This window comes from Methylomicrobium agile (assembly GCF_000733855.1).
Lineage (GTDB): Bacteria > Pseudomonadota > Gammaproteobacteria > Methylococcales > Methylomonadaceae > Methylomicrobium > Methylomicrobium agile.
The window spans coordinates 3,668,292-3,688,064 of record NZ_JPOJ01000001.1 but is presented as its reverse complement, the minus strand read 5'-3'; the positions used below and the strand labels follow the sequence as shown (position 1 = coordinate 3,688,064).

General features: G+C 54.2%; 19 protein-coding genes. 6 read left to right on the top strand and 13 right to left on the bottom strand.

The genetic code is table 11. The features are described from left to right. Nucleotides 1-5: 5 nt before the first annotated feature. On the bottom strand, nucleotides 6-272 hold the full coding sequence (locus tag CC94_RS0117200; protein ID WP_005371903.1) for a DUF2024 family protein: 267 nt from the start codon (nucleotides 270-272) through the stop codon (nucleotides 6-8). Between the two features lie 233 nt (nucleotides 273-505). On the opposite strand from CC94_RS0117200, the gene CC94_RS0117195 reads away from it, so the two are divergent. Further along, the gene (locus CC94_RS0117195; protein ID WP_031431633.1) at nucleotides 506-1,063 is read left to right on the top strand and encodes a MarR family winged helix-turn-helix transcriptional regulator; all 558 of its coding nucleotides are present in this window, start codon (nucleotides 506-508) and stop codon (nucleotides 1,061-1,063) included. Nucleotides 1,064-1,089: 26 nt separating this feature from the next. Here CC94_RS0117195 and queG read toward each other — a convergent pair whose 3' ends face one another. The 4 genes from queG to CC94_RS0117175 form a co-directional block, all read right to left on the bottom strand. Next, the gene (gene queG / locus CC94_RS0117190; protein ID WP_005371896.1) at nucleotides 1,090-2,211 is read right to left on the bottom strand and encodes a tRNA epoxyqueuosine(34) reductase QueG; all 1,122 of its coding nucleotides are present in this window, start codon (nucleotides 2,209-2,211) and stop codon (nucleotides 1,090-1,092) included. A gap of 103 nt (nucleotides 2,212-2,314) precedes the next feature. Further along, on the bottom strand, nucleotides 2,315-4,222 hold the full coding sequence (gene ftsH, locus CC94_RS0117185) for an ATP-dependent zinc metalloprotease FtsH (protein ID WP_005371893.1): 1,908 nt from the start codon (nucleotides 4,220-4,222) through the stop codon (nucleotides 2,315-2,317). A 324-nt stretch (nucleotides 4,223-4,546) separates the two neighbouring features. Then, entirely contained in the window at nucleotides 4,547-5,002 is a 456-nt protein-coding gene (locus CC94_RS0117180) for a tellurite resistance TerB family protein (RefSeq protein ID WP_005371891.1), read from the bottom strand. A 212-nt stretch (nucleotides 5,003-5,214) separates the two neighbouring features. Further along, complete coding sequence (locus CC94_RS0117175) at nucleotides 5,215-6,399, bottom strand: TerD family protein (protein WP_031431631.1); 1,185 nt, start codon at nucleotides 6,397-6,399, stop codon at nucleotides 5,215-5,217. Nucleotides 6,400-6,447: 48 nt separating this feature from the next. Between CC94_RS0117175 and CC94_RS23850 the strand changes: the two genes are divergently transcribed. Continuing rightward, on the top strand, nucleotides 6,448-6,690 hold the full coding sequence (locus CC94_RS23850) for a hypothetical protein (protein ID WP_157203458.1): 243 nt from the start codon (nucleotides 6,448-6,450) through the stop codon (nucleotides 6,688-6,690). Nucleotides 6,691-6,782: 92 nt separating this feature from the next. After that, a complete protein-coding gene (locus tag CC94_RS23235) occupies nucleotides 6,783-7,349 on the top strand; it encodes a tyrosine-type recombinase/integrase (protein WP_084675376.1) in 567 nt (188 codons plus the stop codon). Here CC94_RS23235 and CC94_RS0117165 read toward each other — a convergent pair. Then, nucleotides 7,300-7,776: a helix-turn-helix domain-containing protein gene (locus CC94_RS0117165; protein WP_005371884.1), complete on the bottom strand. Its 477-nt coding sequence runs from the start codon at nucleotides 7,774-7,776 to the stop codon at nucleotides 7,300-7,302. The genes CC94_RS23235 and CC94_RS0117165 overlap by 50 nt on opposite strands. A gap of 329 nt (nucleotides 7,777-8,105) precedes the next feature. Between CC94_RS0117165 and CC94_RS0117160 the strand changes: the two genes are divergently transcribed. Beyond that, on the top strand, nucleotides 8,106-9,299 hold the full coding sequence (locus tag CC94_RS0117160) for an OmpA family protein (RefSeq protein WP_005371882.1): 1,194 nt from the start codon (nucleotides 8,106-8,108) through the stop codon (nucleotides 9,297-9,299). 106 nt (nucleotides 9,300-9,405) lie between these two features. Here the strand turns inward: CC94_RS0117160 and CC94_RS0117155 are convergent, their stop codons facing one another. The 6 genes from CC94_RS0117155 to CC94_RS0117130 all read right to left on the bottom strand — a co-directional run bounded on the left by CC94_RS0117155 (nucleotide 9,406) and on the right by CC94_RS0117130 (nucleotide 15,310). After that, nucleotides 9,406-9,735 carry a hypothetical protein gene (locus CC94_RS0117155; protein ID WP_005371880.1) on the bottom strand — a complete coding sequence of 110 codons (330 nt, stop codon included), beginning with the start codon at nucleotides 9,733-9,735 and terminating at the stop codon, nucleotides 9,406-9,408. 421 nt (nucleotides 9,736-10,156) lie between these two features. Further along, a complete protein-coding gene (locus CC94_RS0117150) occupies nucleotides 10,157-11,284 on the bottom strand; it encodes a sodium ion-translocating decarboxylase subunit beta (protein ID WP_005371878.1) in 1,128 nt (375 codons plus the stop codon). Between the two features lie 84 nt (nucleotides 11,285-11,368). Beyond that, the gene (gene oadA, locus CC94_RS0117145; RefSeq protein ID WP_005371877.1) at nucleotides 11,369-13,150 is read right to left on the bottom strand and encodes a sodium-extruding oxaloacetate decarboxylase subunit alpha; all 1,782 of its coding nucleotides are present in this window, start codon (nucleotides 13,148-13,150) and stop codon (nucleotides 11,369-11,371) included. Between the two features lie 82 nt (nucleotides 13,151-13,232). Next, on the bottom strand, nucleotides 13,233-13,460 hold the full coding sequence (locus CC94_RS0117140; RefSeq protein ID WP_005371874.1) for an OadG family protein: 228 nt from the start codon (nucleotides 13,458-13,460) through the stop codon (nucleotides 13,233-13,235). Between the two features lie 159 nt (nucleotides 13,461-13,619). Continuing rightward, a complete protein-coding gene (locus tag CC94_RS0117135; RefSeq protein ID WP_005371872.1) occupies nucleotides 13,620-14,384 on the bottom strand; it encodes an ABC transporter permease in 765 nt (254 codons plus the stop codon). Then, entirely contained in the window at nucleotides 14,381-15,310 is a 930-nt protein-coding gene (locus tag CC94_RS0117130; protein WP_005371870.1) for an ABC transporter ATP-binding protein, read from the bottom strand. Before CC94_RS0117130 ends, CC94_RS0117135 begins: the two co-directional genes overlap by 4 nt. A gap of 140 nt (nucleotides 15,311-15,450) precedes the next feature. On the opposite strand from CC94_RS0117130, the gene ppx reads away from it, so the two are divergent. Together ppx and CC94_RS0117120 are read left to right on the top strand one after the other, a co-directional pair. Further along, nucleotides 15,451-16,950, top strand: a complete 1,500-nt coding sequence (ppx, locus tag CC94_RS0117125; protein WP_005371868.1) for an exopolyphosphatase — start codon at nucleotides 15,451-15,453, stop codon at nucleotides 16,948-16,950. A gap of 10 nt (nucleotides 16,951-16,960) precedes the next feature. Then, a complete protein-coding gene (locus CC94_RS0117120; protein ID WP_005371865.1) occupies nucleotides 16,961-18,241 on the top strand; it encodes a YfiM family lipoprotein in 1,281 nt (426 codons plus the stop codon). 169 nt (nucleotides 18,242-18,410) lie between these two features. Here the strand turns inward: CC94_RS0117120 and CC94_RS0117115 are convergent, their stop codons facing one another. Continuing rightward, nucleotides 18,411-19,421 (bottom strand): cytochrome-c peroxidase, encoded by a 1,011-nt coding sequence (locus tag CC94_RS0117115; protein ID WP_005371864.1) that lies wholly within the window; start codon nucleotides 19,419-19,421, stop codon nucleotides 18,411-18,413. Nucleotides 19,422-19,773 lie beyond the last annotated feature (352 nt).

Sequence of the window (19,773 nt, the reverse complement as noted above, 5' to 3'; positions counted from 1 at the left end):
GTTGACTAATCTTTCGGGCAGCCTTCCAGTTTGTATATCGCATAGCCCTGCTCGTCGATTTGCTTGCGCAATTCGGCGGGCGCTTCGGCGCTATGGCAGAAATAGCATGTCTCCTGGGTAACTACTGCGTCGGAATGACCGACGCTTTCGAGCCATTTTCTGGCACATTCCAGCGCTTTTTGCGGATCCTGTTCGTCGATGACCACATCGAAATGCATGATGCCGCCTTTGGCCTTTTTTGCATAAGTGTCGAATACGTGAGAAACGGGCATAGTGATTCCATAAAAAACCGGTGGAGCGAGCCACCGGCGCATAAAATGCTTTACTGAGGGATATTATCCGAATTTGAAGAATTTGCACGACTTTACAAGAAACCGAATCGCTCTTGCAACTTACGAAAATCCCTTAAAATAAAGTAACTTTCATATAGTATCGATTCGATATGTTGATAGAGTATGGTATAATACCGTTCAATGTCAAGAATTTTTGAGTACATATGAACGTAATGGAAAAAATAGCCATATTTGAAGTCATTGAGCGTATGTCAGCATTGATTCGGTCCGAAGAACGGAAGAAATGCACCGAACTCGGGCTGCAGCCGGTCCATTTTCAGGTTCTGGATTATCTATCGCGCTGCAACCGCTTCAGCGACTCGCCTGCTGCGCTGACCAACTACCTGGGCATGACCCGCGGCACCGTTTCGCAAACGCTGCAGCTTCTGGAAAAAAAAGGCTATATCAAAAAAAAGACCGACAGTAATGACCGTCGCATGGTGCATCTCAGCCTTCTGGAGGAAGGCGAAGCGGTATTGTCCGAAGCCCGGTCCACCGAATTTTTCCGACAGGCCTCGACATTTCTGAATGAAGATACCACTGACACGGAAAAAGTCTTCTCGGATACGTTAGTGGCTCTGCAAAAGGCGCACAAATTTCAGACATTCGGTCTATGCAAAACCTGTAAATATTTCACTCGCCAAAGCGACGGTTTCTTCTGCGGGCTGACCCAGGAAAAACTCAGCCAGAAAGACAGCGAAAAGATTTGCCAGGAACATACGGTCAATTAGCACGAAAACTAAACTCGACAACGATTTTAATCGCTTGTCGCGCCTTTTACGAAGGCGGACGAGCAGGCCAGTTCTTCCCGCTTTGCTGATTGTCTGTCCAATGCCCATCGCACATGCTCTTTGACCAGCTCGGACGAATGCCCCAGCCTAGCTTTTAAAGCCTCGACCGCTTTCGGAGCGTGAGGGACATTCCCGAGGGCAACTGCGATATTCCTGAGCCAGCGCTCGTAACCGATCCGCCTGATCGCGGAACCTTCGGTCCGGGTCAAAAAGGTCTGTTCGTCCCAAGCGAACACATCGAGCAAGTGCCGCGCATTCAGCCGATGTCTCGGCCTGAAGTCGTTTTCGGCGGTCAATTTGGCGAAACGGTTCCAGGGGCAGATCAATTGGCAATCGTCGCAGCCGTAAATCCGATTGCCGATCAATGGCCGCAGGGTTTCCGGAATTGAACCGTGCAGTTCGATCGTCAGATAAGAAACGCACCGGCGCGCATCGACCCGGAAAGGCGCCACGATCGCCCGGGTCGGGCAGATGTCCAAACAAGCGGCGCACGATCCGCAATGCATTGCGGCCGGCGGATCGATCGGCAACGGCAGATCGGTATAGATTTCCCCCAGAAAAAACCAGGAACCCGCTTTACGGTTGATCAAATTGGAATGCTTGCCTATCCAGCCGAGTCCGGCTTTTTCCGCCAACGCCTTTTCGAGCACCGGAGCGCTGTCGACGAACGCCCGGTAGCCGAACGGACCGGTTTCCACCTGAATTTTATCGGCCAGCTTCTGCAGACGGCTGCGGATCAGTTTATGATAATCACGACCAAGCGCATATCTCGAAATATACGCTTCGACGGGGCCGGCCAGGGCTTTGTGCATTGCGTCCGACGGCTCGGGAAGATAATCCATCCGTACCGAAATAATTCGCACGGTGCCCGGCTGTAAAAGAGCAGGACGGCTGCGCTTAAGCCCATGCCGGTGCATGTAGTCCATTTCGCCGTGAAAATCATCGTCCAGCCAGGCCTGCAGATGCCGCTCGGCCTGCTCCAGGTCGGTGTCGGCAATGCCGACTTGCTGGAAGCCCAGTTCCAGGCCCCATTGCTTGATCTGTACGGCGAGCCACCGCAGGTCTTCATCATTACGGATGGATGACATCGTCAAACTTTTCAATCAGGCTATAAAACAAACAGGGCGGCCGAAGCCGCCCTTCACTGGGAAATTTCCGGTACTGCGCTTCAGTGCCGCCCTTTGACCGGCCTCATATCCGTCCCCCTACCGGCCTGCCGATATTGATGCTCCGGTCGTCGCCCTTATCGGGTTTGTGCAAAGCCGTGGGGCCGGAGGCATCGCTGTCGTCGAGCGGCGGCCGCGGCTCCTGGCCGGCCATCAGGTCGTCGATCTGGCGCTTGTCGATGGTTTCCCATTTCATCAACGCCTCGGCCATCTGGTGCAGGATGTCGACGTGCTCGGTCAGGATCTGCTCGGCCCGGTGGTAGTTGCGGTCGATCACCGCCTTGATCTCTTCATCGATCTGGTGGGCGATCTCGTTCGAGAACGAGGAGCCCGGCGAGGCGTAGCCCATGAACGGCTGGCCGCTCTCTTCGCCGTACACCTGCGGCCCGAGTTTGTCCGAGAACCCCCAGCGCTTGACCATGTTGCGCGCCAGTTCGGTCGCCCGCTCGATGTCGTTGGAGGCGCCGGTGGTGACCCGGTCGCCGCCATAGATCATCTGTTCGGCGATGCGCCCGCCGAACAGGCTGGAGATCTGGCTTTCCAGTTTGCGCTTGCTGGCGCTGTACTGGTCTTGCTCGGGCAGGAACATGGTAATCCCTAAAGCCCGGCCCCGCGGCATGATGCTGACCTTGTACACCGGATCGTGCTCGGGCACCAGCCGCCCGACGATGCAGTGCCCGGCTTCGTGGTAGGCGGTCAGCCGCTTGTCGTCTTCGGTCATCACCATGGTGTGGCGTTCGGCCCCCATCAGCAGTTTGTCCTTGGCTTTCTCCAGGTCGGCCATGGTGACTTCCTGTTTATTGGCACGGGCCGCGAACAAGGCCGCTTCATTGACCAGGTTGGCCAAATCGGCCCCGGAGAAGCCCGGGGTGCCGCGGGCGATGTATTTGAGTTCGACGTCGGCTCCGGCCGGCACTTTTTTGATGTGCACGTTCAGGATCTGTTCGCGGCCTTTCACATCGGGCAGGCCGACGTTGACCTGGCGGTCGAAACGGCCGGGCCGCAACAGGGCTTTGTCGAGGATGTCGGCGCGGTTGGTGGCCGCGATCACGATCACCCCTTCGTTGCCGTTGAAGCCGTCCATCTCGACCAGTAATTGGTTCAGGGTCTGTTCGCGTTCTTCGTTGCCGCCGGAGAAGCCGGCTCCGCCGCGCTGGCGGCCCACCGCGTCGATTTCGTCGATGAAGATGATGCAGGGCGCATGCTCTTTGGCCTGCGCAAACATGTCCCGCACCCGGGACGCCCCGACCCCGACGAACATTTCGACGAAGTCCGAGCCGGAGATGGTGAAGAACTTGACTCCGGCCTCCCCGGCAATGGCCCGCGCCAGCAGGGTCTTGCCGGTGCCCGGCGGGCCCACCATCAGAATCCCGCGCGGAATCTGGCCGCCGAGCTTCTGGAATTTCTGCGGATCGGACAGGAAGTCGACCAGTTCGACCACTTCTTCCTTCGCTTCCTCGCAGCCGGCCACGTCCGCAAACATCACTTTGCGCTTGTCTTCTTCCAGCAGCTTTGCCTTGCTCTTGCCGAAACTGCCCGCGCCGCTTCCACCCTGCGCCCTTCTCATATAGACGATCCACAAGACGATCAACAGCAGCATCGGAAACCAGGATATGAATATATCCATCAGGAACGACCGTTGCGGCGGCTGTATCGTCCGGATCTGCACCCCGGCGGCCAGCAGGTCGTCGATCATATGCGGGTCGCCTGGATCGTAAGTTTGATATTCCTGGCCGTTGTTCGTGCGGATCTTGACATGGTCGCCCATGATTTCGACGCGTGCGACCTGCTTCGCCTTGACCTTGGCGAGGAAATCCGAATAAGCGATAGTATCTTCCGATACCGCAGGGGATGAATTGATCTGATTGAAAATCAGCAGGGAACCTACAATAAGGGCTGTCCAAAATAGCAGGTTTTGTAGAGTTGCTTTCATGGTAACGTCTCCTGCGCCCAATATTCGACTTGGGCAATAATCATGGGTTAACCTGCATCAACGGGCATCCTGATGCCCGATGAATACCGGCAAGTACCATCCCTGGTGGAATTTCCAAGTCGGAGAAACCGTCGATTCCAACCGATACCCCGCCCCTCCCTAACACGATGGCCGGGATTGCAAATCCTTTTACTTCGCGGCCGGCTGAAATAAGGATTATCGGACGTCCGCGTACAAGTGACGTTGATTATTATTGTAGGAAGTACGCCAAATGACTCAATCTAATCGAAGAGATACTCGTTGATTTTCATCATAGTGTAATATTTAAACTAGTTCAAACTCCGCCGGACTCACGCCGAGTTCATTCGCGATCCTGACCGCCACTTTTTTCTCGGACAGATCGAAATTACCGTCGGACGAAGCGATTGCGATAATCATCCGCATCAACAGACGGGCCGCCTCGTTATTCGACTTGAGCTTGCCCAGGGCCTGGAAAGCCTTGGCTTCGCCGATGTCCTTATCGAATTCGAGCTGGCCGACGAAATCCTGAAACGCCTTGATCACATCGCTGGTCGTAAATACCGACAGGGCATCGTTGCTTTCGATGAACTTGATCATTTTTTGCTTTTCTTCACCGGTAATGCTGCCGTCGGCCATCGCAATCAATGCGGAAGCGGCCATCGCAGCGTTCAGAAAATCCTTGTTCTTGAATTTCAACGCTTCCGTTTTTAATTCACTGGCTTTGTTTTTCAGTTGACTCAAGAAACTTTCGAAACTCACGGATTAACTCCTTCTTATATTAGGGTTTTTGAATAAAATAAAACGGCTTTCGATTAATGCTCATTTGACAAATAATATCCTGTTTATACTCCAAAAGACACCGGCACAGCTAAAATAACGGCAAATCAAACACGCCCGATTTTTTTGTCTGCAGGAAGTTTTTTTACAGCGCCTGCCCGCCGATACGATTCCGTCTGCAGAAAACAACCTCCCTATTTACTGCCCGCCACATAATTTAAACCCCAGCCGTAAGCATAATCCATCTGCTGGTGGCCGGAAAAGTAATCGACCAGTTTGGTGATGCGCAACTGGCCGTTCACATTTTCCAGCATCGCAATCGCGCACATGAACTGATCGTTACGGTGGCTATCGAGGCGCACTTCAATGTCCGGCTGATGATGGGACTTGATCGTGATCACCGCATCGACATGCGACCAGTTCGGCACGCCCTCGTAAATGAATGCAAAAATCAGCACCCGGCTGAATTCATGCCAGTAATTTCCATTGATACGCATCGTTTCGCCACCGATCGAACGGCCGCTCCGGTCATCCTGATCCAGTTCGATGAACGGAAACTGCTGCAAATTGCCGAAGTGCCCGCCTAAAGCCTGCACGGCACCTCGGACGCCGTCCTGAAATTCCCAAAGACAGGCCAGATCGAGATCGATGCCTTCCGCCTTTCTGCCGAACAGGCCCGGCGATTTGGTCGGGGTCGAATTCCAGTTCAAATTGACGATAATCTCACCGAGGCCGTTCCGGTTTTTTTCCAGCGAGATCGACTGGCCGCGTTTGTCGAGGGTGATCTTGCTTAAATTGAGCTTCTGGGGCGACGGCTCCGGCAAGGGCGCAGGACCCGATTCGCCCTCGCTCACATCGACCCCGTAAAATTCGGCCAAAGGCTGTAAACCTCCGACAAAGCCCTGGCCGACCGCGCGCAGCTTCCAGTTGTCCTGATGCCGGTAAAACTCGACCAAAATCAATGCGGTTTCCTGGTTTTTGGCCGTATCGAGCTCAAAGCCGGCAATCTCGAATCCGGTCAGGAAATCCTTGACCAGCACGGTCACATGCTGAACTTCTGCAAAACTCCGGCCTTTCACCTGCCCGTCGGTAATCGTCATCGTCAACGCGATTTTTTGCACGGATGGCTGGGTGCGGTCCAGATGCAGCGTCAAACGGTTCTGCTCGGGCTCAAGCTCGACGCCCTGATCGGCGCGAAGGGGCTGGTTGTAAAAAACAAAATCCTCGTCCTGGGACACTTGGCCCTGCGCATTTAACAGAAAGGCGCTCATATCGAGATCGGGGCCGGAGATTTTGCGGCCCGTCATAACGGTGACATGCAGCGCCGGCACGGGCAACGGGCAATTTTGTCCGGCGATCATATCAATCCTGTCATACATCGGCTTGCTCCTTTCGATTGTATTTGTATGGCATTGTAATGATTAGTTTTGTTTGGTGTATTTTGGTATAAATTAGGTCCGTTTATTGTCCGCCTGTTTCGTCGGGCGGTCGCATTAGGCGGACTGAATATGGCGCATATACGAAAAATCACCAAAGCAGACGGAACGGTTAAATTTAAAGCTGAGATTGTAGTCAAAAAAAGCGGAATTGTCGTGTATCGTGAGAGCAAGACGTTCGACCGGCAACGGATCGCTAAGGACTGGGGGGCAAGGCGCGAAATCGAACTGTAGGAAGCAGAGGTCTACGCGAAAAAGGGCCGCCTGCCGCTGGCAGACGTAATCAATCAATATTTGGCGGACCTTCCGCCGTCCGGGCGGACGAAATGCGCAGACCTACACAGGAGCTGGGTTGCGACTTATCGAAGGTCGACGTCCACCCTATGACCGCTAACGATTTGACAGGAGTTATGGCAGCTCACCCGTTATTTCAAAGACACGAACATACTGGACGGACGCATGGCAGAATTGATGTGGTTTGCGTCTATTCGGCGCGGCGGGAATCGGAAATTACCAGACTGGAGTGGGCGGACGTAAACCGTGCGCATAGAACAATTTGGGTCAGAAATTTAAAGGACCCGAAAAAGCGCGATTTAGTGAAAAAGGCTAAGCTGCCGTTGAGCGCGTACAAGATCATCATGCGGCAACCTCAGACGAGCAAAAAATACATCTTCCCGTACAACAGCAACACAATCGGAGAGTACTTCTCGCGGGCTTGCCGGTTCTTACAGATTGAAGATCTTCGATTCCATGATCTTCGGCATGAAGCAACCAGTCAGCTGCTCGAACATGGTTTAACGGTTCAGCAGGTACAACAAATTACGCTGCATTCTGGATGGTCCATCAGCACTGACTTCCGGAATGCACCATTCCGGTTTTTGCCAAGGTTTTAGCGTGTTTTTTTAAAAGCTGACGGATAGTTTCGTAGCTGCATGACGGCGCATAGGCTAATTCCACCACTTTGTCCGCCAACAGACGCAACCTCCAATGATTATGCCCGGGTGGCGCCGCACTGCACGCAATAGCAATGAGATGCGCGGCCTGTTTGTCGGTTAGCTTGGGGGCGTGGCCGGGACAGGAACGATCTTTCAACGCCGCTTCCGAACCTTCTTCCACGCACCGCTGACGAGTTTCGGCGACCATCGACGGTGAGACATCCAATGCGGCAATGATGTATTTACCTGGCATTCCTTCCGCGGCTTTCAACAGGATCCGCACCCGCGTTTGGCTACGCGCGGCACTCTTGCCTTTGCTAACCATGGTTTGCAAATAAAGTTTTTCATCCTCAATCAAGTTTACTTTATATTTGATGGCGGGCATGATTTACCCCAAAGCGAAACCTTATATTCATGCCATACATTAAAAATAGTTTCTATAACTTTGTTTTATAATAACTGACTACTAGAGTATTGAGGCTGGCCGGCAACGCGGCGAGGCGCCGTTTGCCATGCCGAAATTGTGTTCATCGATGCAAAAAAATAAAAATCGTCAGGCATAAAGTAGAGGGCGAGTTTGTATGAAGAATATCTTAAAAGTTCAACTCGCCTCAAAATAAACTACTCAAAACATATCGACAATGTTAGAATCCGGGACTGTTGCTGATACTGCGCAATAACTTATCTCATCGTTTTGTAACAAGGAGACTTTCAATGAATAAATCACTCATTGCCGCCGCGTCGCTGGGGGCATTATTCCTTTCCGGTTGCGCTTCGACTCCCGTAAGTACGACCGAGCCTTTTTCGGCCAGGGATCTGAATGAATTACTGACCTCCGGGCAGTATCAACAAAAAACCGACAATTTTTACGTGATTAATGATTCTTCCTCTTCGATGAGCGAAGATTATCTCGGCTCCGGCTTCACGTCCGGCCATGCGCCCGCAAAACTTTCGGTTGAAAAAACCATTCTTTCCCGAATAAACCAGACCATTCCCGACCTGAAATTGACCTCCGGCATCCGCAGCTTCGGTTTCGGTCCTTGCAGCGGATGGGGCAGCACGCTCTATAATCTGCCGCTGACCGCTTATTCCAAATCCACCTTCAATGCAGGAATCGATACCCTGACTTGCGCAAGCGGCGGCTCCCCCATGAACGCTGCGGCCGAAGCCGCAGCTTCCGATCTCTCCGGAACCTCGGGCCGTATCGCTTTGCTGATCCTCAGCGACGGATACGAACTCCAGGCCAGCCCGGTTCCAGCCGTACAGGCCCTGAAACAGCAATACGGCGACCGGCTTTGCGTTTACTCGGTCTGGGTCGGCAACAAACACGAAGAGAACGGCAAATTATTGCTGAACAGCTTGTCCGATATCGCCGGCTGCGGTTTTCGCACCGATGCGGAAAACATCGCAACGCCGGACGGCATGGCGGAATTCGTCAAAAATGTTTTCCTGAAACCGGCGCCCCCCGTGGCGGCTCCCGGCTGTGAATCGCTCGACAGCGACGGCGACGGCGTCAACGATTGCAACGACCAGTGCCCCAATACGCTGAAAGGTGCTCATATCAATCAATTCGGCTGCTGGATCGTGGACGTCAAGTTCGACAATGACAAGAGCAATATCAAGCCTGAGTACCACGAAGAACTGGACAGAGCGGCCCAGGTCATCAACAATAATCCGGGGGTGACGATTGAAGTACAAGGCCATACCAGCAATACCGCCTCGGCCGGGTACAACCAGAAACTTTCCGAACGGCGTGCGGCAGCAGTGGCCAATTACCTGAGCCAACATGTCGGCAGCAACGCAGTATTGACGCCGGTCGGTTACGGCCTGACTCACCCTATCGATACCAACGATACCGAAGAAGGCCGCGCGAACAACCGCCGCGTCGAACTGAAGGTTCTCCACTAATACCAGGCGTTTTCCAATACCGGGAGGTGGGTTTATGCAAACCTTCCGGTATTCCTCTCCATAAGACCTCTCCGGCTTCTCCCCACCAGGAAAAGCCGGAGCGGCTTTAAAGCGGCTTGATATCGATTTTTGCGTATTCCCGATAAACAGCCCTCAAGTGACCGGGTAAAAGATCGGCCGGATAGGTTTTGTGCCGCAATTTTCCGAGGCGCCACCACCATTTTCTCAGAGATTGGGACACATCATCATGGATGATCACCTCATCAACCTCTTCCAATTCCATCAATGACAAAATCACCTCGACATCTCTCTTGTACAGATACGCCTGTTGGCCACTGTCGAGCTTAACACCATCCAATTGCTCACACCTCATAGCCACCCCTAGCAATAAACTATCCGCCAAGGAATAATCGACTTCCCACTGATAAAGCTCCATCACTATTTTTAGCGGTGAAGTACGCTCGATTGCATGGGCAGAGATTTACTCCTCGACAACCGCTCCCTGCGTTGTCCTACCTCCTGCAGTCGTGCAATCTCTGCATTCACGCCATCCCTTCATGCAGCAGGTACGACCCCAGGGATGGGGGAGGTAGATCGTGTCGGGAACAGGCGATCGGGAGCAATGCCACCACTAAAAGGTGGTCTAAGGACAGAGCAATTGCCGACGACTGCAGGGATGTAGGAGATGGGGCAACGCAGGAAGCCGTTGCCGAGTGCATACCTTTTTACCCTCCAATGGTAAACAGCGTACCCTACAGCGGTTTGTGCCCTTTAGGGTAATCTAAGCGCTCGGTGGGGGAACGAGAGGGGAAAGTTATGAGCCACCAAATCCTAACAAAACAGAAACATATCCAGAACTATTTGACCAGGCTCAACAATACGCCCGCCGCTACCGCCGAACCGATCACGCCAGCCACATTCGGCCCCATCGCGTGCATCAGCAGGAAATTATGGGGATTGCTTTCCAGACCCAATTTATTCGCAACGCGGGCGGCCATCGGTACGGCGGAAACTCCGGCTGCCCCGATCAACGGATTGATCTGGGTGCTGCTGAACCGGTTCATGATTTTCGCCATCATCACGCCGCCGGCCGTACCGATCGCGAACGCGGCCGCACCCAGCGCCAGAATGCCGAGCGTTTTGTATTGCAGGAAGGCTTCCGCGCTGAGCTTCGATCCGACCGACAGGCCCAAAAAGATCGTGACGATATTGATCAGCTCATTCTGCGCGGTCTGGCTCAAGCGTTCGACCACGCCACATGCATTCATCAGATTGCCCAACGCGAACATGCCGACCAGCGGCGCCGCAGAAGGCAGCACCAGAATACAAAGCGTCAACAACATCAGCGGAAACACGATTTTTTCGGTCTTACTGACGGCGCGCAATTGCTGCATCTCGATCTTACGTTCTTCCTCGGTCGTCAGCGCGCGCATGATCGGTGGCTGAATCAGCGGCACCAGCGCCATGTAGGAATAGGCGGCGACCGCGATCGCCCCGAGCAAGTCAGGCGCGAGCCGGGAGGCAACATAGATCGCGGTGGGTCCGTCGGCGCCGCCGATGATCCCGATCGCGGCCGCATCCCGAAGCGAAAACTCGAGCCCCGGCACGATGTTCAGCGCCAACGCGCCCAGCAAGGACGCGAAGATGCCTAGCTGCGCAGCGGCGCCGAGCAGCAGGGTTTTCGGATTCGCGATCATCGGCCCGAAATCGGTCATCGCACCGACGCCCATGAAAATCAACAAGGGAAAGATGCCGGTCTTGATGCCGAAGTAGAGATAGTAAAGCAGCCCTCCCTCCTCCGAAATACCGGCAACCGGAATATTGCTAAGCACCGCGCCGAAGCCGATCGGCAAGAGCAGCAAAGGTTCGAATCCTTTTTTGATCGCCAGATACAACAGCACGAAGCCGACCAGTATCATGAAAGCCTGGCCGCTGCTCATGTTGTAAAGGCCGGTGCTCTGCCAAAGTGAAATTACGTTTTCCATGGATGATCGTGAAATGAAATGATGTTACAGCAACTGTCCGTTTGCCCGCGGCAAAATACTCCCCTTGTGCGGTAGCCAATACGCTTATAAAGTAATCAGGGCATCGCCGCCTGCTACGCCTCCGCCTTCCTTGACATGGACGGCACTGACGACGCCCGCGAATTTGGAGCGCACTTCGGTCTCCATCTTCATCGCTTCCATGATCACGACCACCTCGCCGGCTGCTACCACACTGCCTGGCCCGACCAGAATCTTCAGGATGTTGCCGGCCATCGGCGCTTCGATGACCACGCCGCCGGTGCCCGGCTGCGGAACCACGATCGGCTGGGCGGCAGGCTCGATCGTCAGGCCTGCACCACTCGGCCCCACGACCACATTAAAGTTTCGGCCATCGACATTGACTACATAAGACTCGATCGCCTGCGCGGCCTGCCCCTGGGCTTTTACGGACACTCCGCCCGTTTCACCGGTCGGCGGAGCTTCAAATGCGGAAGGATTGCCGCGGTTGACCAAAAACTTCCAGCCGACTTGGTTGAACATCGCATTGATCAACACGTCCTCTTCGACATTCTGGGCCAGCTTGACGCCTTCTTTCCCGGCCTTTTCCTTTAAGTCGGCGACCAGCTTGCCCATTTCCGGGGCTATCAGATCGGCCGGCCGGCAGGTGATCGGCGCCCCGCCCTCGAGCACGCGTTCCTGTAGTTGTTTGTTGACCGGCGCCGGAGTCTCTCCGTATTCGCCTTTCAGAAGGCCGGCCGTTTCCTTGGTAATCGTTTTATAGCGTTCGCCGCTGATGACGTTGAGTACCGCCTGGGTACCGACAATCTGCGAAGTCGGGGTGACCAGCGGAATGAAGCCCAGGTCTTCGCGCACGCGCGGAATTTCGTGCATCACTTCATCGAATTTATCGGCGGCGCCCTGCTCTTTCAACTGGCTTTCCATGTTGGTCAGCATGCCGCCCGGTACTTGGGCAATCAGAATGCGGCTATCGACGCCTTTCAAACTGCCTTCAAACTGCACGTATTTTTTGCGGATATCCCGAAAGTACTCGGCGATTTCTTCGAGCCTGGCCAACTCCAAACCGGTTTCCCGATCGGTCCCTTCGAGGCTCGCCACAATCGTTTCGGTCGGGCTGTGGCTGTAGGTCATGCTGAGCGGAGAAATGGCCGTATCGACCATATCGACGCCAGCTTCGGCCGCCTTGATCAGGCTCGGGACGCTCAAACCGGTCGTCGCATGGCAATGCAGGTGGACCGGCAGCGAAGTGCTCTTTTTCAGGCGTGAAACCAGTTCGAACGCCTCGTAAGGTTTCAAGAGGCCGGCCATATCCTTGATGCAGATCGAGTGGGCGCCCATGTCTTCGATCTGCTTGCCGAGATCGACCCACGAATCCAGGGTATGCACGGGACTGGTCGTGTAAGAGATGGTACCCTGGGCGTGTGCGTCGGTTCTGAGTACCGCCCTGACCGCGTGTTCGATATTGCGCATGTCGTTCATGGCGTCGAAAATCCGGAACACGTCGATCCCGTTGACCGCGCTGCGTTCGATGAACTTGTCGACCACGTCATCGGCGAAATGCCGGTAACCGAGCAAATTCTGCCCGCGCAACAGCATTTGCTGGCGGGTTTTCGGCATCGCGGCCTTCAACAGGCGCAATCTTTCCCACGGGTCTTCGCCGAGATACCGGATGCAGGCGTCGAAAGTCGCCCCGCCCCAGGACTCGATCGACCAATAGCCCACCTGATCAAGTTTTTCGCAAATCGGCAGCATGTCCTCGATACGCATCCGAGTCGCAAAAATCGACTGGTGCGCATCACGCAACGCGACTTCGGTGATCGCCAAAGGCTTGATCTTCTCTTTCGCCATTCTTAAATCTTCTCCAGAATCCTTAAAAAGTTGGTTTCATAGCCTCGACGGGCCATCAGCAAGTGATTGAGCAAACAGGTTTTTACCTGTTTTTGCTTCGGTATTGGTGCACGGCTGCCGTAATGGCCGCGACGGTCGCTTTATCCGTTTCGATGTTGACAGCTTTGGCGGCTTTAGGCGGTTCTGGAAAAAAACGCTGGATCAGCGAAGACATCGTATTGATCGCGACGACCAATAATGCTAAAAATAAAAAGACGATGCCCATGCCGACAATCATCAACTCGACACCGCTTCTCATCAGTTCCGCCATAAAGCCTTACCCATCTCAAAAACTGTAGTCATTTGGGCTGCATTATCCCTAAAACCCTGCATCTAAACAAATTAAAGATGAGCAAATCCCTAAATTAACCGCAGTTGCGCGCAAAACAGGGAACCGTTCATCTCTGCGATTTCATCCAACGCCCGGCCGTCAATTTTTGATGCCCACCCCTTTGTGCAGCAGATAAAGGCTGAATAAAGTCAGCAGGATGACAAACCCTCCGGTCATTCCGAATGCCAGGCCGATATCGATGTCGGTCGTTCCGATCATGCCGTAACGAAAGGCGTTGACCATGTAAAGAATCGGATTCCCCATCGCGATCGTTTGCCAGTGGCCGGACAGCATGTCGACAGAGAAAAACACGCCTCCGAGATAACTGAGCGGCGTCAGGAGAAAATTCGGGATGATCGAAATATCGTCGAAGCTTTCCGCAAACACCGCATTGATAAATCCGGCCAGCGAAAACAGCGTCGCGGTCAACAGCGCGATCGACAGGCAGATTCCCGCATGATGGACACTGACCGGCGCAAATATCAGCGAAATCAGCGCGACCACGCCGCCGACCGCCAGTCCGCGCACGATCCCTCCGGTCACATAACCGCCCAGAATCACCCAGTTCGGCACCGGCGCGACCAGAAGTTCCTCGATATGGCGCTGAAATTTGGTCGAATAAAAGGACGATACCACGTTCGAATACGAATGGCTGATCACCGACATCAGGATAATGCCCGGCACGATATAGTCGAGATAGTTCGCTCCGCCCACCGTGCCGATCCTGGCACCGATCAACTTGCCGAAAATCAGGAAATACAGGGCGGTGGTGATTGCCGGCGGCAACAGCGTCTGCGGCCAGATCCGGAAAAACCGGTGGATTTCCTTAACGGCAATCGTGCGAAAAGCAACGCCGGAATTCATCGGGCGGCTCCCGACGCTTTTGCGTCGATCAGGTCCAGAAATAGCTGTTCCAGCCGGTTGGACTTGTTCCTCAGACTGATCACCTTGATCCCCTGCTCGCTCAACCGGCTGAACAACTGGTTAAGCCCGAACGTTTTTGGCACGCTGACATCCAGGACCCGATCGGACGCCCGTTCGATGTGCACCCCCTCGATCACGGGCGCCGCTGCGACCGGATCGGCCAGGTCGAGCAGAAAATGATCGATGTTCAGACGCGCTAAAAGACTCTTCATATCGGAATGTTCGACAATTCGGCCCTGATCGATGATGGCGATGTTCCGGCACAGGCTTTCCGCTTCTTCCAGATAGTGGGTGGTCAAGATGATCGTCGTGCCCTGCCCGTTGACCTCGCGCATCAGATTCCACATCGAGCGGCGAATCTCGATATCGACGCCGGCCGTCGGCTCGTCCAGAATCAGCAGTTTCGGCTCATGCATCATCGCCCGCGCGATCATCACCCGGCGCTTCATGCCGCCGGACAGACGCCGCGAGACGGTATCGCGCATGTCCCAAAGCTCCATCTGCTTCAGGCATTTTTCCGATCGCTGCAGCGCCAGTTTGCGCGGCACCCCATAATAACCGGCCTGATTGAGCAGAATGCTCCCGACCGTTTCGAACTGGTTGAAGTTGATTTCCTGCGGCACCACGCCGATGCAGTTTTTCGCCTTGTTCCTTTCCCTCCGCACATCGTGTCCGAAGACCGTCATCGTTCCGCTGCTTGCATTGACCAGCGAACAGATAATCCCGATTACGGTGGACTTGCCTGCGCCGTTCGGCCCCAGCAGCGCAAAAAAGTCGCCCGCTTCGACATCCAGATCAATACCCTTCAGGGCCTCGAACCCGTTGCTGTAGGTTTTCCGGAGATTACGTAGAGATAATGCATTCATAAAAAACTATTTGCTTAACGAAATCCTTCAAATCAGTTAAATTAAGCGGCGAAACAATTTCGGCCAAACAAAACCACAAGCAAAAAACCATCCAATTTTATCAGAATTAAAACCATTCTGTTGCTTTAACCGGATCAACCGTGCCAAAAAAACTACCCGAAATCGTTGCCGCCGTCGATCTCGGCTCCAACAGCTTTCATATGATCGTCTGCACCCTCAGGGACGGCAAACTGCAAATCCAGGACCGGATACGCGAAATGGTCAGACTGGCCTCCGGCTTGGACAAAAACGATGAGATCGATGCCGAAACCCAGGCCCGAGCCCTCGCCTGCCTCGAACGGTTCGGCCAACGGGTACGTCATTTTCCGCCCGGCAGCGTGCGCGCGGTCGGCACGAATACGTTGCGGATTGCGAATAATGCGCAGGAGTTCCTGAGCAAAGCCGAAAAGGCGCTCAACCACCCGATCGACATCATTTCCGGAATCGAAGAAGCCCGCCTGATCTATTTGGGGGTTTCCTACAGCCTGGGAAGCGACGACAACACCCGGCTGGTGATGGATATCGGCGGCGGCAGCACCGAATATATCCTTGGAACCGGCGATTCTCCCTGCGAAAAAGAAAGCCTGCACATGGGTTGCGTAACGCTCAGCAATCAATTCTTCAAAGGCGGCAAACTCTCCAAAAACGCCTTTGGCCAAGCAGTGTTGTTCGCCGAACAGCAACTGGAACCGTTCCAGCAAACATTCCGCCGGAATAAATGGGACAAGGCGATCGGCGCCTCGGGAACATTGCGTGCGATCGACAAAGTGCTGAAACTGAAAAACTGGAGCCATGACGGCATTACCCTGGAAGGATTGGAGCAACTGGCCGCGCATATCGGGCACTGCAACCACATCAACGATTTGAAGCTGCCCGACCTGAACCCCAACCGCCTGCCGGTTTTTCCGGGCGGCGTCGCCATCGTGTATGCGACTTTCAAAAGCCTCGGCATCGATCGAATGGTGGTCTCCGAGGGTGCCTTGCGGGAAGGACTGATCCAGGACCTGATGGGACGGATATTCGATCGGGATATCCGTTCCGCCACCGTGGAGAGTTGGGCCAAACGCTTCCACACCGACAAGCCGCATGCGGCACGCATCAAGCAAACGATCGCTTATATGCTGCCGCAATTGAGCAACGAAAAGAATCCGATCGACAACGATACGATTACCCAATACTTGAACTGGGCGGCCGATTTGCACGAAATCGGCCGCGACATCGCACACAGCGGCTATCACAAACACAGCGCTTACATCATCGAGAACGGCGATCTGGCCGGGTTCTCGAGACAGGATCAAATCCTGTTGGCCACCCTGGTCAGGACGCACCGGCGCAAATTCGTCCGCTCCTTGTTCGCCGCCCTGCCGCCCCCCTGGAAAGATCTGGCGCCTTACCTGAGCATCATTTTGCGGCTCGCGGTACTGCTGCGCCGCAACCGCTTCGATGCAGACCTGCCGGAGTTCAAGATTGCGATCGAAAAGACCAAAATCCGGCTGACCTTTCCGAAAAACTGGCTGAACGAATCCCCTTTAACACATGCCGATCTGATGCAGGAAGCCGATTACCTGAAACAGAGCGGTTTCAAACTGGATTTTTCCTGAAGCCTCCCGCATGAAGCTCATACTCCGCTTGATCGTTTATAGCGTCTTCACGATCCTGGCGTTGTGCGTGGCGATCGTGCTGTTCGGCGTCGGCAACAAACCCGACGTGATCGGGCTCGGCTGGGAACTGACCCATGAAGACATCGCGCGTGCGAAAAAGATTCTGCACGAAGGCGCGCAAGTCAAACCGGACGAGCTCGACACCATCGAACTGACCGAAAGCGATCTGAATCTGGCCGCCAATTACCTGCTGAACCGATATTGGAAAAGTGCGGTCCATATTCAACTGAAAGACCACAAGCTGCGCTGCAACGTGACGGCCACCCTGCCGGACAATCTCCTCGGCAAGTTCCTGAATGTCAGCTTCCGGCTCGGCAACGATTCGATCGGCGAATTGCCCGGCATCACCAAATTCAAGATCGGAAAATTACTGCTTCCCGCCCGATTCGCCGCCTGGGTGATCGAACGGATTATCCAGAACACTTCGCTGCGCGAATATTATTTGTTGGCGACTCACCCGATCGAAGCTGTCGAGATCGACGATGAAAAGGTTTCGATCACTTATTTTTCGAGCGCCGAGACGCTGCGGCAGGCAAGAAATTTTCTCGCCGACAGCAGCGCTAACCCGGCACAGGCCGTCTATAAAACCAAACTGGCCGAAATCGTCGCAAATCACGACCCCGAATGGCGGCTGTCGCTTGCCGAACTGCTGCAGCCGATGTTCCAACTGGCTTTCAATCGCTCGACGCCCGAAAGTGCGATCGAGGAAAACCGTCTGGTGATTTTTACCGTAAACGATTATGTGAACAAATACCAGCTTCCCAAGCTGCTCGACGTCACGGACATCAAAACGGCCGAAAAACCTCAATACTCCGCGTTTATGTACAAGCGTATCGATCTGGCCCAACATTTCATCGGCGCCGCCGCCTTGACCGCCTCGGTCAACGGCAAGCTCGCGAAAGTCATGGGCGAACAGAAGGAATTGAGCGACGCGGACGGCGGCAGCGGTTTCAGCTTCATCGATCTGGCCGCCGACAAGGCCGGCACCCGCTTCGGTGAAATCGCGACCTCGACGCCCGAAAATGCCCGAAAAATTCAAAAAGCGATGTCCGCGATCCGAAGCTACAGCGAATTCATGCCGGATCCGCGAGACCTACCGGAAAAAATGAGCGCGGAAGAATTCAGGAAACGTTTCGGAGCGATCGACAGCCCGGAATATCAAAAGATTTCGAAAGAAATCGACGCCCGCATTGCCGCCCTGTCGATCTATCAGATTCAGCCCAACCAATAAAATCCTTCGGAACGGCAAGGCTTAACCTCCGTTATTACGCCTAATCTTGCGTTTCGTTCGAGAGTTGCGGGGAGAGGGAGAACAATTTAGAGAGAACGATCAAGACCGACCCCAAGGAAAAATCGGGACGAGGAGCATGGGCACCCCGTCCCGTCTTCAACATAGAAGATTAATCGTAATTGAACGTCTTGTCGGGAGTGCCCGGCAGACGCGGCATCGTTTGTTTCGGGAACTCGCCGGTCAGCGCGTTCAGGAAAGCCACGATGTCGTCGACGTCTTGCTTCGGCAGATCCTTGTCCAATTGCAGTTTGGCCATCAGCTTGACTGCCTGGTCCAGCGTTTTGACCGAACCGTTGTGGAAATAAGGCGCGGTCAAGGCTACGTTGCGCAAGGTGGGCACTTTGAACAAATGTTCGTCGGCCGGATTTTTCGACACTTCGGCGACGCCCTTGTCCTTCATGAAGTGATACTGCGCCTCGAAATAGCCGTTTTCATGCAGGGGGAACTTCTGGAACGAGCCGCCGCCATTGAAGGCCGGTCCGCTGTGGCAACTGGTACAACCGAGTTCGGCCGCTTTGTTCAGACCGCGTACCTGCTGTTCGGTCAACGCCGATTGATCGCCGTTGGCATATTTGTCATAAGCGCTGTTCGGGGTGATCAGCGTTCTTTCGTAAGCGGCAATCGCTTTGGTCGCAGTGTCCTTGGAAATTTCGCCGCCGGGGAACGCAGCCGCAAACGCTTCCTGGTAACCGTCGATCGTTTTCAATCGGGCTACCACGTCATCCCAGCTCTTCATGCCCATTTCGATCGGGTTGGTGACCGGACCTGCCGCCTGCGCTTCCAGACTTTCCGCCCGTCCGTCCCAGAATTGCACTTTGTTGAAGGCGGCATTCCAGACCGTCGGCGCGCTACGTCCGCCGGTTTGCCCATTCACGCCCATCGAATTGGGGCGATTGTCTTCGCCGCCCAGCATCGTGTTATGGCAGGAAGCGCAAGCCACGGTACCGGTCGATGACAAACGCGGGTCATGATAGAGCATCTTGCCCAGCTCGACCTTAGCTTCCGTGGTCGGATTGTCGGCAGGCGCGGGAGCTTCGGTGGGCAATGCTTCGAACGCCCATGCCGCCGAAACAGAACTCGCCAATGCCAACGCCGTCGCCAGCACACGAAATTTAAACATATGTTCCTCCTAATTTTATTCTAATCATTTTTGTCAGGGTAAAACCTCATTCCGACGGAATTTGCCGGTTGTCGGGCCCCTTCCGCCCAGTTTACAAAAATCCTCATGAGGATTCATTTATAACGGACGAAAAGCCCCGGACAATGGCTATCAATGGATTCGCTCGCTACAGCTTGATCCTCTTATCTCGTTAAAAACATGCGGATTATGCCGAAACGCCCTCTCATTTTAAGTGCGAATCCTTGAACGAAGTCAGTCAGCTCCGTAAATATAAACCTATACTTATTTGTAAGCAACGCTTCATTCACTCGTATGGCATTCATTTTTCGACGAAGCCACACTCGTTCTTCGC

What these genes read in the sequence shown, in the direction of transcription:
- CC94_RS0117150 (WP_005371878.1), bottom strand. Translation starts at nt 11,284, where the DNA reads ATGGAAAACGTAATTTCACTTTGGCAGAGCACCGGCCTTTACAACATG.
- oadA (WP_005371877.1), bottom strand. Translation starts at nt 13,150, where the DNA reads ATGGCGAAAGAGAAGATCAAGCCTTTGGCGATCACCGAAGTCGCGTTG.
- CC94_RS0117195 (WP_031431633.1), top strand. Translation starts at nt 506, where the DNA reads ATGGAAAAAATAGCCATATTTGAAGTCATTGAGCGTATGTCAGCATTG.
- CC94_RS0117175 (WP_031431631.1), bottom strand. Translation starts at nt 6,399, where the DNA reads ATGTATGACAGGATTGATATGATCGCCGGACAAAATTGCCCGTTGCCC.
- CC94_RS0117160 (WP_005371882.1), top strand. Translation starts at nt 8,106, where the DNA reads ATGAATAAATCACTCATTGCCGCCGCGTCGCTGGGGGCATTATTCCTT.
- CC94_RS0117200 (WP_005371903.1), bottom strand. Translation starts at nt 272, where the DNA reads ATGCCCGTTTCTCACGTATTCGACACTTATGCAAAAAAGGCCAAAGGC.
- ftsH (WP_005371893.1), bottom strand. Translation starts at nt 4,222, where the DNA reads ATGAAAGCAACTCTACAAAACCTGCTATTTTGGACAGCCCTTATTGTA.
- CC94_RS0117155 (WP_005371880.1), bottom strand. Translation starts at nt 9,735, where the DNA reads ATGGAGCTTTATCAGTGGGAAGTCGATTATTCCTTGGCGGATAGTTTA.
- CC94_RS0117115 (WP_005371864.1), bottom strand. Translation starts at nt 19,421, where the DNA reads ATGTTTAAATTTCGTGTGCTGGCGACGGCGTTGGCATTGGCGAGTTCT.
- queG (WP_005371896.1), bottom strand. Translation starts at nt 2,211, where the DNA reads ATGTCATCCATCCGTAATGATGAAGACCTGCGGTGGCTCGCCGTACAG.
- CC94_RS0117165 (WP_005371884.1), bottom strand. Translation starts at nt 7,776, where the DNA reads ATGCCCGCCATCAAATATAAAGTAAACTTGATTGAGGATGAAAAACTT.
- CC94_RS23235 (WP_084675376.1), top strand. Translation starts at nt 6,783, where the DNA reads ATGCGCAGACCTACACAGGAGCTGGGTTGCGACTTATCGAAGGTCGAC.
- CC94_RS0117140 (WP_005371874.1), bottom strand. Translation starts at nt 13,460, where the DNA reads ATGGCGGAACTGATGAGAAGCGGTGTCGAGTTGATGATTGTCGGCATG.
- CC94_RS0117120 (WP_005371865.1), top strand. Translation starts at nt 16,961, where the DNA reads ATGAAGCTCATACTCCGCTTGATCGTTTATAGCGTCTTCACGATCCTG.
- CC94_RS0117130 (WP_005371870.1), bottom strand. Translation starts at nt 15,310, where the DNA reads ATGAATGCATTATCTCTACGTAATCTCCGGAAAACCTACAGCAACGGG.
- CC94_RS0117135 (WP_005371872.1), bottom strand. Translation starts at nt 14,384, where the DNA reads ATGAATTCCGGCGTTGCTTTTCGCACGATTGCCGTTAAGGAAATCCAC.